Source organism: Algibacter luteus, from assembly GCF_900141715.1.
In the GTDB taxonomy this organism is placed as follows: Bacteria; Bacteroidota; Bacteroidia; order Flavobacteriales; family Flavobacteriaceae; genus Arenitalea; species Arenitalea lutea.
This window is the reverse complement of sequence record NZ_FQYK01000003.1, coordinates 1-14,894: the sequence shown is the minus strand read 5'-3', so window position 1 is coordinate 14,894 and position 14,894 is coordinate 1. Positions and strand designations below refer to the sequence as shown.

Below are 14,894 nucleotides of genomic sequence, written 5' to 3'. Positions count from 1 at the left end.
ATTTTATAGGTTATTAATAGTCCAAGACACATAGTACATTGAGCCAATGAATCCGGTACCAAAAGCAGTAAAGTATTCATCTCCTAAAAGGTTAGTAGCTCCGGCCTTGAATGTAGATTTAAAACTTGGGACTCTCAGGTTTATCTGAGCATCAACCACGTGGTATTCTGGAACAAGACCATTACCAAAGGTTGCTTCCCAGAAATAATCATCACTATATCTGTATGCTATATTAAATCCGAAATTTTCAAACAAATCCGTATTACCAAAAGAAGCTTTAAACTTGTGTTCTGGTGTATTAAAGTTTGTAGTAAAGTCTGGATATTTAGCTCTATCAAAATCAAGTTTAGCATACGTATAACTTCCACTTAAATCGAAATCACCAAAGACTTTCGTTGATAATCCAATAGATGCACCATAAGAATTAACATCGGCTTTAGAATTTGTGTAAGTACTCCAAGCTTGATAATCATCATTAGCGATGGCAGCTACAGATAAGCCGTTATCACCTGCGGTACCATAAAATGGGGAGATAACAACTTCTTGTGAAATAAAGTCTGTGTATTTATTGTAGTAAGCACTGAAATCAACAATTAAATTACTGAATTTTCCACGATATCCAATTTCCGCTGAAGATACCTGCTCTGGTTTAATAATATCAGGATTTGCAACTACTAAGTCAGCAGGGTTGCCTGAATCAGCTAATGCCAATACAGAACTTGCAGAATATGAGTTTTCATAAGCTACACGTCCCGTTTGAGTTACTGAGGATGGCTGACCTAAAGTTTGTCCTTCATCACTAATTTCAAATGTTCTGACGTAACGATCTAAGTTATCTGGAGCAGAACCAACCAATATCGCTCTACCTGCATCTAATCCAATGAATAAATCTTGTGTTGTAGGGTTTCTAAAACCTGTTTGAACAGAAGCTCTTATATTATGATTTCTATTAACTGTTAAACCCGCTGATATTCTAGGTGATAAGAAACCATCAAAGAATTCTGATTTATCATAACGGATAGAACCTGTTAATTTCAAATCTAAGGCATCACTTAATTCTAAGTTCTTTTGAATTTGGGTATATATACCAAATTCAGAATAGTCAATAGTGCCATCTAGATCTGTATAAATTGTTCCTGATGAATTTAAACTATATCTTCTGTAAGATCCACCAACTTGAATTTCAGCAAAATCTATTAAATGACTGAAATTGTAGTTTGCATCAGAGTGATAATATTTAGATGCATCTTGGAATTTAGACCCAGTACTTAAATCAGGGTCGTTGATACTTCTGTTAAATGCCGATTGGTATTCTGGAGAACCTGGTAAATAACGACCAGACTCTGCTTGAGCTCTAGCGGCTGCATGAGATTGTGCTTCGGTAGCTCCACCAAGTGTTGCAGCTGCATAAGTTCCAATATATTCTTCAAACCATTGCTTGTCACCTTTCCAAGCTCTATTGATATTAATACCAGTAAATACCATATCATAAGAATCTCCAGCTTTATCGGTAACTACATAACCTCTTAAAAAGAAATTATCATTTTTGAATTCTAGTTTATGTTGTTGTTGAAAGAAGTTCGAAATATTATATCGGTTTGTTCCTTGGTAAATGGTTGAGCCGGTACCTACTTTTCCAACATATTGAATTTCAAAATCATTTTCCCATGGGCGATAATATAACCCCCAGTCCGATTTTATACTTTCTGCATTGTAATTAGTTAAATCTCTTTCATTATATCCTGTTCTACTTACTACAACATCTGGAATAATACCTTTTATAGCATCAGGTGCCTCAGTTCTAATATTAGCAGAAACCTCATCACCGTAAACATTAATGCCATCATAGTCTAGATTTGCCCTTGTATTTGTTGGGTTTATTTTATCAACTTCACTTGTGGCTGCCCAATCGGTTCCTTTTAGGTAACCAAAATTAATTTTTGCAGCAATTTTATTACTAAACTTATAAGCAGCTCTAAAACTCAAATCCGTATAATCATTGTCTCCAGCAGCTTCTTGGGACGTAATTCCTCTTTTAATAGAACCACTAATACCTTGGTGATTAAATGGGTTTTTGCTTCGCATAAATAAAATACCATTAAAGGCATTTGCACCATATAAAGCCGAAGACGCTCCCGGTAGTAATTCAACACTTAGTACATCGGTTTCCGTCATACCAACCAGGTTACCAATTGGAAAGTTTAATGCGGGTGTTGAATTGTCCATTCCATCTACTAACTGCATAAATCGGTTATTAGCAAATGTGGCGAATCCTCTCGTGTTTACAGATTTAAAAGTTAAACTATTAGTGTTTACATCTACACCTTTCAAATTTTCTAAACCATCGTAAAAATCGGCAGAAGCCGTGTTTCTTATTTCTTTTAGTCCGAGGCGTTCTACCGTTACAGGCGATTCAAAAATTCGCTCTGGAGTTCTTGATGCAGAAATAACTACTTCATCTAAAGAAGTTCCTTCTTTTAAGATAAAGTTAATTTTTTGATTGTTTGAAGTAACTGCTTCAACAACAGTTTCAAAACCAACACTACTTGCTTGTAGCTCAAAAGGTGGTGTTAGATTGGTGTTTAATGAAAAATTTCCATCAAAATCTGTCACTGTTCCAGTGGATGTTCCTGCAATAATAATGTTTGCACCAGGAATGGGTTGGCCATTATCGTCTTGTACTGAACCAGATATTGTTGTTTGTGAGTATGATAAGCCACAAAACAATAGCATTAAAAAGGGGAGAATTGTCTTCATTTAGTAAATTAGGTTTTAGTTAAAAACAAGATAACATAAAAAACTTATATTATGCAAGCGGTCTAAAATATAAAAAATTATGCACGCATAGTATATTTTAACAAAAAAACTGTTATTTTTTTATCAAATACTTAAAAAAAAGGTCTAAAAATAGCAATTCCCATGTTTTTGTCTGAACATGGGAATTGAAAATTAATGTATTAGAATCGTAATTTATTCTACAGTTACAGATTTTGCTAGATTTCTTGGTTGATCTACATTTTTTTCAAGCATTACTGCAATATGGTATGACAATAATTGTAATGGAATGGTTGTAAGTAATGGTGAAAGGGATTCTAAAGTTTCTGGAACTTCAATGACGTGGTCTGCAAGTGCTTTTACTTGAACATCTCCTTCTGTAACAATCCCAATAATTTTTCCTTTTCTAGACTTTATTTCTTGAATATTACTTACCACTTTTTCATAATGGCCTTTTTTAGTCGCAATAACAACTATAGGCATATTTTCATCTATTAATGCTATTGGCCCATGTTTCATTTCGGCAGCCGGATATCCTTCAGCATGAATATATGAAATCTCTTTTAATTTGAGAGCACCTTCAAGTGCCACTGGGAAATTATATCCTCTTCCTAAGTAAAGAAAATTACTAACATCTTTGTATACACTGGCTATGGCTTTTATATTATCATCAGATTGAAGCGCCTTTTCTACCTTTTTAGGAATCATTTCTAATTCTAAAAGATGGGTTCTGAAATCTGAACTTGAAATTGTTCCTTTAGCTCGTGCTAATCGTAATGCGATTAATGTTAACACCGTTATTTGAGTTGTGAAAGCTTTTGTTGATGCTACCCCAATTTCTGGTCCGGCATGGGTATATGCACCAGCATCAGATTCTCTAGCGATAGAAGAACCAACAACGTTACATACGCCAAAAACAAATGCGCCTTTCGATTTGGCTAGTTTTATAGCAGCTAAAGTATCTGCAGTTTCACCTGATTGGGAGATTGCAATAAGTACATCATTTTCTCTAATAACAGGGTTTCTGTATCTGAATTCTGAAGCGTACTCAACTTCAACTGGGATTCTTGCTAAATCTTCAAATATATATTCGGCTACTAAGCCAGCATGCCATGAGGTACCACATGCAACGATAATGATACGATTGGCATTAAGAAACTTTTTCATGTTATCTTCAACACCTGCCATTTTAATAATGGCTTCATTTCTTAATAATCTACCTCGGTAAGTATCTGTTATGGCCTTAGGTTGCTCATGAATTTCTTTAAGCATAAAATGATCGTAACCACCCTTTTCAATTTGTTCTAAATTTAATTGTAATTCTTGAACATAAGTATCTACTAAGGAATCATCTTTAATTTTTCTAACTTTTACACCTTTATGAAATCTTATAACAGCCATTTCTTCATCTTCAAGATAAATCGCGTTTTTAGTGTATTCTAAAAAAGGCGAAGCATCACTTGCAATAAAAAACTCATCTTCATTTTCACCAATTCCAATAGCCAATGGGCTTCCTAATCGAGCAACAACAACTTCTTCAGGTTTATTTTTGTCGAAAACAGCAATAGCATAGGCTCCTATCACTTGATTAAGGGCTATTTGTACTGCTTTACCAAGTTTAACGTTTTCTTGTTTTTTAACGTCTTCAATTAAATTGATTAAAACTTCGGTATCTGTGTCAGATTGAAAAGTATATCCTCTTTTAATTAACTCTTGCTTTAGAGATTCGTAGTTCTCAATAATTCCATTATGAATTATTACTAAATCACCAGAGTTTGAAAGATGTGGGTGAGAATTAATATCATTAGGTACACCATGAGTTGCCCAACGTGTATGACCAATGCCAACGTTTCCATGTTTGGTTATTTCTTTATCAGCACGATCTTCTAAATCTGCAACTTTACCTTTGGTTTTAGAAACTTTTAAATCTGTTCCATCAAACAAGGCAATTCCAGCACTATCATAACCTCTATATTCAAGTCGCTTAAGTCCTTCGATAATAATTGGGTAAGCATCCCTTGTCCCTAAATATCCTACAATTCCACACATGATTTTTTATTTGATTTTGGGGGTTATTAAAACTTAAAGCAAATATGAAAAATATATTCTAACATGAGTCAATTTTTATATGAACTATTTGATTTATACGATAAAACTCACTCCAAAAATTTAAAGTGGTTTATTTTGAGCAACTAATTTTATTTAGAAGCTGTAAAAAACACTTTTAATTCTAGTCTTTTATCTACATCAATAGCATTGCTACCATGCAAAATAGTCCCTCTTGGTGTTATTGTCGACATACTTGGAATAGCTGTTACATCATCTGTACTATTTAATACTTCAGAAGTTGCAGTAACATTTACATTATTTGATAATACTAAACCAAGTTTATAATTTGTAGAATCGTTTTGTATAATATTATTTAAATGTTCGGTAATTCGAATTTTATACTTGCCTTGTGTGCTTCTCTGACTTAAACTAAATATTTTAGATACAATAGGATCATTATCTTCAAAAGGGTCAATTTGGTAATCTAGAGTGGTTGTGTTGTTTTTGATATCATATGCATAGATACGATCGAATTTATGGTAAACATCTCCATAAGCATCTTCTGTGTTTATCACTTTAGTTTCATCTTCGTAAATTACTAAATGGGCTTCGTTAATAAACTTTGTTTGATTTCCTTCTGAATCTCGAAATTGATCTTTAAAATCCTGCAAATCTTCATCGGTTGGAAATAAATCAACTACCGCCATTGAGCCTTCTAATCCTTTAAGATATAACGTTTCATCACCATTGTCCTTATCGCCGTCTTCTAAAGTTACATTAAAAGCGTTTACATAAGTGTTCAATATATTTCCAGAAAAATTTAGAACATATTCATCTTGTGTTCTATCGGTTTCTTCACCTTTAGTATAATAGATTGTTATGTTTGCATCCGATGCAAATAAATTCATTAATGCCATACTTCCATCGTCACCAATGGCTTCTGTTTTAAAGTATAAGCCTCTAAAATAATTCTTAAAATTGTTGGCATTACTTAAAACAGCGTCATCATGCTTGTCTACTATGGTTTGTTGCCAAAAGGCAATAGCATCAGCATCGTTTGTATTATTACTATCAAACAAAATTCGTAATGCCGGCGCGTTATAAGTTATAGTGGTATCTGTTTCCGTAACATTCCATAATTCAATATAACCGGCGCTATGCTTAAATTCATCATTCTCATATAATAATTCACCTAAATGATTGTCAAAATCAATTTCTTGATTGCCATTAGAGATATAATTATGAGTCGGGTCTACAAGATTTTCGGTTCTTGAATAATATTTTTGGGTACCAAAATCGACGTCCGATGGATCGTAATCTCTTAAGTAATAATTGTTCTGATAAATTTTTAATTTAAATGTTGCATCAATATTCCCATATAACGAATCTATTTTATAATCAGCGGCATCAGTATTTTCAGCATTTGTACCAGTTACAGTACTAAAATATGGAATGTTTATTACTACAGAGTCTATAATCGGATTGATATCAAAATCTTCACTGTAAGAGGCTGGCGTAATCTGTGTTATTATACTAGCGCTAGTTTTTCCAAATTCTAAATCGTTAAAAACACCAAGTAAGTTTGATGGTAAATTATTAATTTGAACCGTATCTAGTTTTTTATTATATGCATTAATAGGTAAAACTAACGAATCTATATAAAAATTGGCGTTATCAATACCAAGTACATCACTTTCTATAACACTAAAATCTTTATCGCAAGCAATAAACGTAGATAACATGAGTAGAAAAACGCTGGGAAATTTAAGGGCTTTCAATGTCTTTTTCATAAAATATGTAATGAATTCAAATGTATTAACTTAAAACGGTTTCATTAAAAAATGTTGTGTAAGCTTCACCAAATTCATCTTTACTTTTGTATTCTAAAATAGGCTTATCTGTGGCCTGTAAATAGGAGTTTAAATCTTCAGGAATATCTTCAGACCCAATAATTAGAGCATCGGAGTAATCTATCGCTATTTTCATTAAATTACTATATGAAGGCTCTTCGAGAGATTTAATAGCATCTTCATTTATGTTATCGAATCTAATTTTATTAAACATGTCTTTATTTAACGTGTCTTCAAAACTTTGATTGTAAATAGATGTTACAATTTTACTTTCATTAAATAAAGGTTCATCCTTGTAGTATTCTTTTAAATAAATAGGAAGTAGTGATGCCAACCAACCATGCACGTGAATAATATCTGGTGCCCAGTTTAATTTTTTAACTGTTTCAATTACGCCTTTTGCAAAAAAGATAGCGCGCTCATCGTTATCAGAAAACAATTTCCCATCTTCATCAGTCAAGGTTGCTTTTCTTTTAAAATATTCGTCATTATCAATAAAATAAACTTGAATACGTTCTTTTGGGATGGAAGCCACTTTGATTATAAGAGGCATATCTAAATCATTTATAACTAAATTGATACCAGATAACCTTATAACTTCGTGTAATTGATGTCTTCTTTCGTTAATGTTGCCGTATCGGGGCATAAAAATTCTAATTTGACCGCCTTGTTGATTCACCAATCTTGGTGCTTCGAACGACATAGAAGAAATTTCGGTTTCAGGTAAATAAGGAACTACTTCAGATGATACATATAATACCCTCTTATCTTTCATATGTTTGTTTTTGTTGACTTAAAATAGCACTAATGCAATAGCAATTAATGATTTGTTTTTTAGAAATTAAAACTAGTCTTGCCTAATTGAAGGGTACACTTTATTTAAAATTTCGAAATAAAAAACACGCAAAAGTACAAAATTTTATGCTAATTGGTTGTAAAATCTTAAGTTTGCACGCGTTAATTTTTTATTAAAAGTTGGAAGTTTACAAAGACAAACAAGGAATAATTAAGGCTATTGAAGCCTTTAAAGCTAAAAAGCTAACTTTTGGAATGGTTCCTACCATGGGCGCTTTGCACCAAGGTCATTTACAATTGGTTAAAAAAGCCTTGAATGAAAATGATATGGTTGTTGTTAGTATTTTTGTTAACCCAACCCAATTTGATAATAAAAACGATTTAGTAAAATACCCTCGGACCTTAGATGCAGATGTATCACTTTTGCAAACGGTTAGCACAAGTAAAATTTTAGTATATGCACCTACTGTGAAGGATATTTACGAAGGAAAGACCGTTTCACAGGAATTTGATTTTGATGGATTAGAGTTTGAAATGGAAGGCAGATTCAGAAAAGGCCATTTTGATGGTGTCGGCACCATAGTAAAACGCTTTTTTGAGATTGTAAAACCGCACAAAGCTTATTTTGGAGAGAAAGATTTTCAGCAACTGACAATTATCAAAAAGCTCGTTGAAAAATATCATATTCCTGTAACTATTGTTGGTTGCAAAATTCATAGAGAAACTAATGGTTTAGCCATGAGTTCCAGAAATACAAGGTTAAAGCCCGAATATAAAGACGCAGCACCTTTTATTTACAAAACTTTAAAAACTGCCAAGGAAAAATTTGGCACAAAAAGTGCTGGTAAAGTTTCGGAATGGGTTGAAAGACAGTTTGCTAAACATGAATTATTGCAATTGGAATATTTCATTATTGCCGATGTTAAAACCTTAAAACCGGTTAAACGAAAATCAAACAAAAAAGCATATAGAGCGTTTATTGCCGTATATGCCGATGATATTAGACTAATTGATAATATCGCTTTAAATTAATTATCTTTGCCACATGCAAATTCAAGTAGTAAAATCTAAAATACATAGAGTTAAATGCACGGGTGCAGAACTCAATTACATTGGTAGTATAACTATTGATGAGGACTTAATGGATGCTGCCAATATAATACAAGGTGAAAAAGTTCAGATTGTAAATAATGATAATGGAGAACGATTAGAAACCTATTGTATTCCAGGACCCCGTAAAACAGGAGAAATCACTTTAAATGGTGCCGCAGCAAGAAAAGTATCTGTGGGAGATACTTTAATTCTTATCACCTATGCGTTTATGGATATTGAACTGGCTAAAAATTTTAAACCATCTTTAGTTTTCCCTGATGAAGCCACTAACTTATTAAAATAGGCTTTGAATAAAAAACTTAAAAATACTTTAAAAATTACGCTCCCATTATTACTGGGAGTTTTTTTAGTTTGGTATTCTCTGTCGCAAATTTCAATTAAAGAACTTTTAGAATATTTCAAGAAGGCTGATTACACCTATATTTTACTAGGGATGTTTTTTGGCTTATTAAGCCATTTATCTAGAGCTTATCGTTGGCAGTTTCAGCTGGAGCCAATGGGGTATGAAATTAAATTAGGGAATAGTATTATGGCTGTTTTTGCGACCTATTTAATAAATTATACGATTCCTAGGGCAGGAGAAGTTGCAAGGGCTTCCATACTGACAAATTACGAGGATGTACCTTTTGAAAAAGGATTTGGAACTATTGTAGCAGAGCGTATTGCCGATATGCTTGTCATGTTAGGTATTATTGTCGTTACACTTTTTCTTCAATTTGATTTTATCTATGGTTTTTTAGTTGAAAAATTCGACCCTTTCAAAATAGGTATAGCTTTACTAGCGGTATTCATTTTAATTCTTTTCTTTTTAAGATTTATCAATAGAAGTAACTCTAAAATTGCCCTAAAAATTAAGCATTTCGTTGCAGGTTTAGTTGAGGGTGCTTTAAGTATTTTTAAAATGAAAAAGAAATGGGCATTTATTTTTCACACGCTCTTTATCTGGACCATGTATGTGCTCATGTTTTACGTTACCACTTTTTCATTAGCAGAAATGAATGACATTCCATTTGCTGCTGTTTTAATAGGATTTATAGCAGCCAGTTTTAGTATTGCTGCAACAAATGGAGGTATTGGCTCTTATCCAGAGGCTGTCGTGTTAGTTTTTACATCGTTATTTTTTATTCCTGAGGACCCTAGTCGTGCTTTCGGTTGGATTGTTTGGTCTTCGCAAACCTTACTAATTATAGTTTTTGGAGGACTTTCATTAATCTATTTACCTATTTTCAATAGAAAAAAAACAGTTTAAAGGGGCTTAGAAGCATAAAAATCTTTGCTTTTAAACTCTATCTTAATTTCTTACCTTGCCACTAAAATTTCTCAATTATTTTCATAATGAAAAAATCTGCAATTCTTTTTATACTTTGTTTATTGGCTTTGAATATTACAAAGGCTCAAGTTAAATATGAAACTATTCATTCTTCAAAACTAGGCGAGGAGCGACAAATTAAAATTCAATTGCCTAGGGGTTATGCCGCTAATGAAGATAAAACTTATCCTATATTTATAGTTTTAGATGGCGATTATATGTTTGAAATTGTTGCTGGAAATGTTGATTATTACTCGTATTGGGATGATATGCCAGAAGCTATAGTTGTAGGAGTAAATCAAATAGATAATCGATTTGATGATTGTTTGTATTCTGAACAAAATTCGTTACCAATAGAGACAGGAGCTGTATTTTTCGAGTTTATTGGTATGGAATTAATGCCATATGTGGAAAAAACATATCGAGCAGGTAATTTTAGAATAGCTGTAGGCCATGGAGAAACTGCGAATTTTATAAATTATTACTTATTAAAACCTAATGCGTTATTTCAAGCTTATATATCAATAAGCCCAGAACTAGCTCCTAATATGATAGATTATTTGCCAGAGGTCTTAAATAAAATTCCATCTAAAACATTTTATTATTTAGCAAATACTTCTAACGATAATAAATCGATAACGCAAATGACTGAAGCTCTTAATTCAGATCTTTCAGCAATAGAGAATGACCAATTAGAATATTATTTTAAAAGTTTCAACGGGCCATCGCATTACTCTGTTCCAGCACATGCTATACCAAGCGCTATTGAGCGTATTTTTCAGGTTTTTCAACCAATTTCAAAAAAGGAATATAAAGAGGTTATTCTGGAATTAGAAATCTCGCCAGTGCTCTATTTAGAAGAAAAGTATCAGGCAATATCCAATTTATTTGGTATCGATAAAAAAATCCTAATAAACGATTTTAAAGCTATTTCTGCTGCAATAGAAAAAAACGAATATTACGAATATTACGAAGCTCTTGGCAAATTAGCACGTAAGGCATACCCCGAAACACTTTTAGGAGCATATTATATTGCAAGATTTTATGAAGAAAATGGGGAACCCAAAAAGGCCATGAGAACATATCAGTCTGCTTACACACTTGAAGAAGTTGCTGGACTTACTAAAGATATGATGCTCGAAAAAGCAGAATTAATTAAAGAAGATTTTGGATACTAATAATGGCTAAAATCAAAACTACTTTTTTCTGCCAAAATTGCGGTTCTCAATATGCTAAATGGCAAGGACAATGCAATGCCTGCAAAGAGTGGAATACCATTGTTGAAGAACTAATTCAGAAACCAGAAAAAAGCGATTGGAAATCACCTACTTCTAAAGTAAAAAAAGCATCAATTCCTCTTCGAATTGATGAAATCGATACCTCTAAAGAACCTCGATTAGATACTTTTGACGCAGAATTTAATCGCGTTTTAGGCGGTGGCATTGTACCAGGTTCTTTAACGTTATTGGGAGGTGAACCTGGAATTGGAAAAAGTACTTTGCTGCTTCAAATTTCATTAAAACTACCTTACAAAACGCTTTATGTTTCTGGTGAAGAAAGCCAAAAACAGATAAAAATGCGTGCAGAACGTATTAATCCAGAAAATAACAACTGTTATATTTTAACTGAAACCAAAACTCAGAATATATTCAAACAAATAGAGGCTTTAGAGCCCGATATTGTTATTATTGATTCTATCCAGACCTTACATAGCGATTATATTGAATCGTCTTCAGGAAGTATTTCTCAAATAAAAGAATGTACTACCGAGTTGATAAAATTTGCAAAAGAAACGGCAACACCTGTCTTGTTGATTGGGCACATTACAAAAGATGGTAATATTGCAGGCCCAAAAATATTAGAACATATGGTAGATACCGTATTACAATTTGAGGGTGATAGAAATCATGTTTTCCGAATTTTAAGAGCACATAAAAATCGTTTTGGCTCAACAAATGAATTAGGTATTTATGAAATGCAAGGTTCTGGATTGCGAGAAGTTTCAAACCCTTCTGAAATATTAATTTCAAAAAAAGATGAAGAACTATCTGGTAATGCCATAGCTGCTACTTTAGAAGGGATGCGACCGTTAATGATTGAAGTACAAGCCCTTGTAAGTACCGCTGTTTATGGTACGCCACAGCGGAGCGCGACTGGATTTAATGCAAAACGACTTAACATGTTGCTGGCTGTTTTAGAAAAGCGGGCTGGTTTTCGTTTAGGTGCAAAAGATGTCTTTTTAAATATTACCGGAGGCATATCTGTTGATGATCCGGCTATAGATTTGGCGGTTGTGGCTTCAATTTTATCTTCAAACGAAGATGTTGCCCTTCCTAAAGATTTTTGTTACGCTGCTGAGGTGGGATTATCAGGCGAAATTAGGCCGGTTCAGCGTGTAGAACAACGTATTTTAGAAGCTGAAAAACTGGGGTTTTCAACCATTTTTGTGTCTAAATACAATAAAATTTCTCTAAAAAACACGGTTATAAAAATTCAATTAATTTCTAAAATTGAAGATTTAATAGGTTTAATCGTTTAATTTTATTTTTGATTTCGAAACCGACAAAGTGCAATTCATCGTAAAAAACATGCATTTTATCTGATATATATTAGTTTTTATCGATTTTTTTTTCTAATATTGACCCTTATTTTAATCGAAAAATTCGAATTTGGTTCTCACACTGAAATAACCTTCCCTCAACTTAATTTCAGTACTATGGCGCTGTTTGTATCAATGAAATGATTCAAATCAGTTGAATAGCAACCATTCATCGATTATGTGTATTTGATAGAGTATTTTTTAATTTTTATCGAATTAAATATGTAAAGAGTTGTGAGTCAGTTAATTTTGTAATGCCCAAATCTATAAACCATGAAAAAAAATCTACTCTGTAGTCTATTTTTTATCTTTTTCATGTGCAATTTTTCTTTTGCACAATTCTCCGACGTACAAATAACTGTAGTTTGGCCTAATAGGGCTTATGAGAATAAAATTGAAATTTACAATACGGCAAACGATTTAATTGCTACAATATGTGACGATAATCAATGTTATCAAGGGTCGCAATCTGGTGTAACTCAATCCTATGGATCAAAATACGATTTAGGTTGCGTTGCAAACGGTAATAATTATTATATAAAAATTTACGATTTTGCAAACGATGGTTGGAACGGTAGTGGAAGCTATGTTTCGGTTGTTGTTGCAGGTTTAGAGGTGATTAATAATAATGGTAGCACTGCCGATACTTCTGGGCAAACTATTTATTTTAATGTGGCTGGTGGAGATGCAACTTGTAATGCACAAATAGACACCGATGAAGATGGAGTTATCGATAAGTTAGATTATGATGATGATGGCGATGGTATAACAGATGCCATAGAAAATTTGGGTGAAAATAGGTTTGAATGTACATTACCCTCTTTAGATTTTGAAAATGGATATTATGATGCTGGGGCAAGTTCAGGTTCTGTTGGAACTGTTGGGGCTGTGTATAGATTTGGTAATACCATAGCAGGACATGATGTTCTTATGGAGATTATGGAAATGTCCAATACCACTATCGCTAATATAGATAATGATACCACCGGTAATCCTGAGTATTTACAAACTGAACTTACTTTCACGGGAGTAGGAACACCCGGAGTTACTTTTAAATTTACAATTGTTAATTCTGGTACAACAATTCCTTCAACAGACATATTTAGAATAAACGGAATTACTTGGGATTGTGATGGAAGCGGTAGTTTAAGAGAATCTGTAGTTTATAATGATGCAGCAGCATACGGAACTGAAAACCCAACTTCTCTTGAGGTTCTCGATTTAGGAGCTGGTGATATTCAAATTAGTGCTTCTGGTTTACAAGAAGGTCCTGGTTTTTCAACTTTAAGAGTTCTACGAGCTTATTATCAATTTGTTGGTAATTCATTTACTATGAGAATGCAGGCTCTTAAGACCGCTACTGGCTCTAGAACAAGGCAATTTGGTATGTCATTTACACAATGTCAGTTTTTAGATTTTAATGCGAATTCTTTAAATATCGTTTCTGGAGAAGATTTTGATGGCGATGGTGTTTTTAATCATTTAGATTTAGATAGTGATGATGATGGAATTCCAGATAATGTGGAAGCACAATATACTATTGGTTACATTGCCCCATCTGGCCCTGTTTCTACTGAAGGTATAGATTTAGATTACGGTACGGGATTAGACGTGGTATTTACCGATTTTGATTTTTACCCAGATTTCTTGGATTTAGATAGTGATAATGATGGCATTCCAGATATACAAGAAAATGGAATGGCAAATGCCGTATTATCGGTTGATGCAGATTCAGATGGTTTAGATAATGTCTTTGAAACCAATGGTGTTCTTGATACGACTTGGGATATTAATGAGGATATTGAAAATCCTTCAGATTTATCGATACTTCCAGATGCGGATGGTGATTTAGCTTCTGGCGGCGATTTAGATTACCGCGATTTATTTAATGTTAACCCACCGTCAGCCGCAACGATAGATTTTGATGGGTCGGACGATTATTTAATGGGTGATGCGTTATTGCAAGGATTAGGCGAAGTAACACTTATGGCTTGGATAAAAATTGATGGAACACTCACAGGTGTTTCAGACAGGACGATATTAGGTGAAGATGTGTCTTGTAGGTTATATAGAAAGCATGGAAACAGACCATCATTTGGGATACGATTATCTTCAGGAACAACAAATACATTAAGTGCTAGTTCAGTTAATCCAGATGAGTGGCATCATGTTACCGGAACTTTTTCAGGCACAACAGGAACCCAAACACTATATGTTGATGGTGAATTAATTTCTACGGTTACCAATGCATCATGGATTGGACAAACTATAGAAGCCGATGCGAGTTTATGGAATGGCAAGTTTGAGGTAGGACGTTTATCAAGAGGTACACCTATTCAATATTTTCAAGGGAATATCGATGAGATTCGCATATTTGATAGCGCCTTAAGCTCCGATCAAATTG

10 protein-coding genes are annotated in these 14,894 nt (G+C 33.3%); 6 read left to right on the top strand and 4 right to left on the bottom strand.

Features of this window, described 5'->3' with window-relative positions; genetic code table 11:
* Positions 1 to 3: 3 nt before the first annotated feature.
* The 4 genes from BUA46_RS06150 to BUA46_RS06135 all read right to left on the bottom strand — a co-directional run bounded on the left by BUA46_RS06150 (position 4) and on the right by BUA46_RS06135 (position 7,449).
* The gene (locus tag BUA46_RS06150) at positions 4 to 2,757 is read right to left on the bottom strand and encodes a TonB-dependent receptor (protein ID WP_026010126.1); all 2,754 of its coding nucleotides are present in this window, start codon (positions 2,755 to 2,757) and stop codon (positions 4 to 6) included.
* 213 nt (positions 2,758 to 2,970) lie between these two features.
* Entirely contained in the window at positions 2,971 to 4,824 is a 1,854-nt protein-coding gene (glmS, locus tag BUA46_RS06145; RefSeq protein WP_019388467.1) for a glutamine--fructose-6-phosphate transaminase (isomerizing), read from the bottom strand.
* Between the two features lie 149 nt (positions 4,825 to 4,973).
* On the bottom strand, positions 4,974 to 6,614 hold the full coding sequence (gene bamH / locus BUA46_RS06140) for a BamH family beta-barrel-assembly machinery protein (protein ID WP_019388468.1): 1,641 nt from the start codon (positions 6,612 to 6,614) through the stop codon (positions 4,974 to 4,976).
* A gap of 25 nt (positions 6,615 to 6,639) precedes the next feature.
* Positions 6,640 to 7,449: a glycogen/starch synthase gene (locus BUA46_RS06135; RefSeq protein ID WP_019388469.1), complete on the bottom strand. Its 810-nt coding sequence runs from the start codon at positions 7,447 to 7,449 to the stop codon at positions 6,640 to 6,642.
* A gap of 200 nt (positions 7,450 to 7,649) precedes the next feature.
* On the opposite strand from BUA46_RS06135, the gene panC reads away from it, so the two are divergent.
* From panC to BUA46_RS06105, 6 genes are all read left to right on the top strand, one after another.
* Positions 7,650 to 8,501 carry a pantoate--beta-alanine ligase gene (panC, locus tag BUA46_RS06130; RefSeq protein WP_019388470.1) on the top strand — a complete coding sequence of 284 codons (852 nt, stop codon included), beginning with the start codon at positions 7,650 to 7,652 and terminating at the stop codon, positions 8,499 to 8,501.
* Positions 8,502 to 8,514: 13 nt separating this feature from the next.
* On the top strand, positions 8,515 to 8,865 hold the full coding sequence (panD, locus tag BUA46_RS06125; RefSeq protein ID WP_019388471.1) for an aspartate 1-decarboxylase: 351 nt from the start codon (positions 8,515 to 8,517) through the stop codon (positions 8,863 to 8,865).
* Between the two features lie 3 nt (positions 8,866 to 8,868).
* Positions 8,869 to 9,831: a lysylphosphatidylglycerol synthase transmembrane domain-containing protein gene (locus BUA46_RS06120; protein WP_019388472.1), complete on the top strand. Its 963-nt coding sequence runs from the start codon at positions 8,869 to 8,871 to the stop codon at positions 9,829 to 9,831.
* Positions 9,832 to 9,917: 86 nt separating this feature from the next.
* Positions 9,918 to 11,069, top strand: coding sequence for an alpha/beta hydrolase (locus tag BUA46_RS06115; protein ID WP_019388473.1), 1,152 nt, complete (start codon positions 9,918 to 9,920; stop codon positions 11,067 to 11,069).
* Positions 11,070 to 11,071: 2 nt separating this feature from the next.
* Positions 11,072 to 12,430 (top strand): DNA repair protein RadA, encoded by a 1,359-nt coding sequence (gene radA / locus BUA46_RS06110; RefSeq protein WP_019388474.1) that lies wholly within the window; start codon positions 11,072 to 11,074, stop codon positions 12,428 to 12,430.
* A gap of 333 nt (positions 12,431 to 12,763) precedes the next feature.
* Positions 12,764 to 14,894 (top strand): LamG domain-containing protein (locus BUA46_RS06105; protein WP_143148091.1); only part of this gene is annotated, 2,131 nt, incomplete at its 3' end.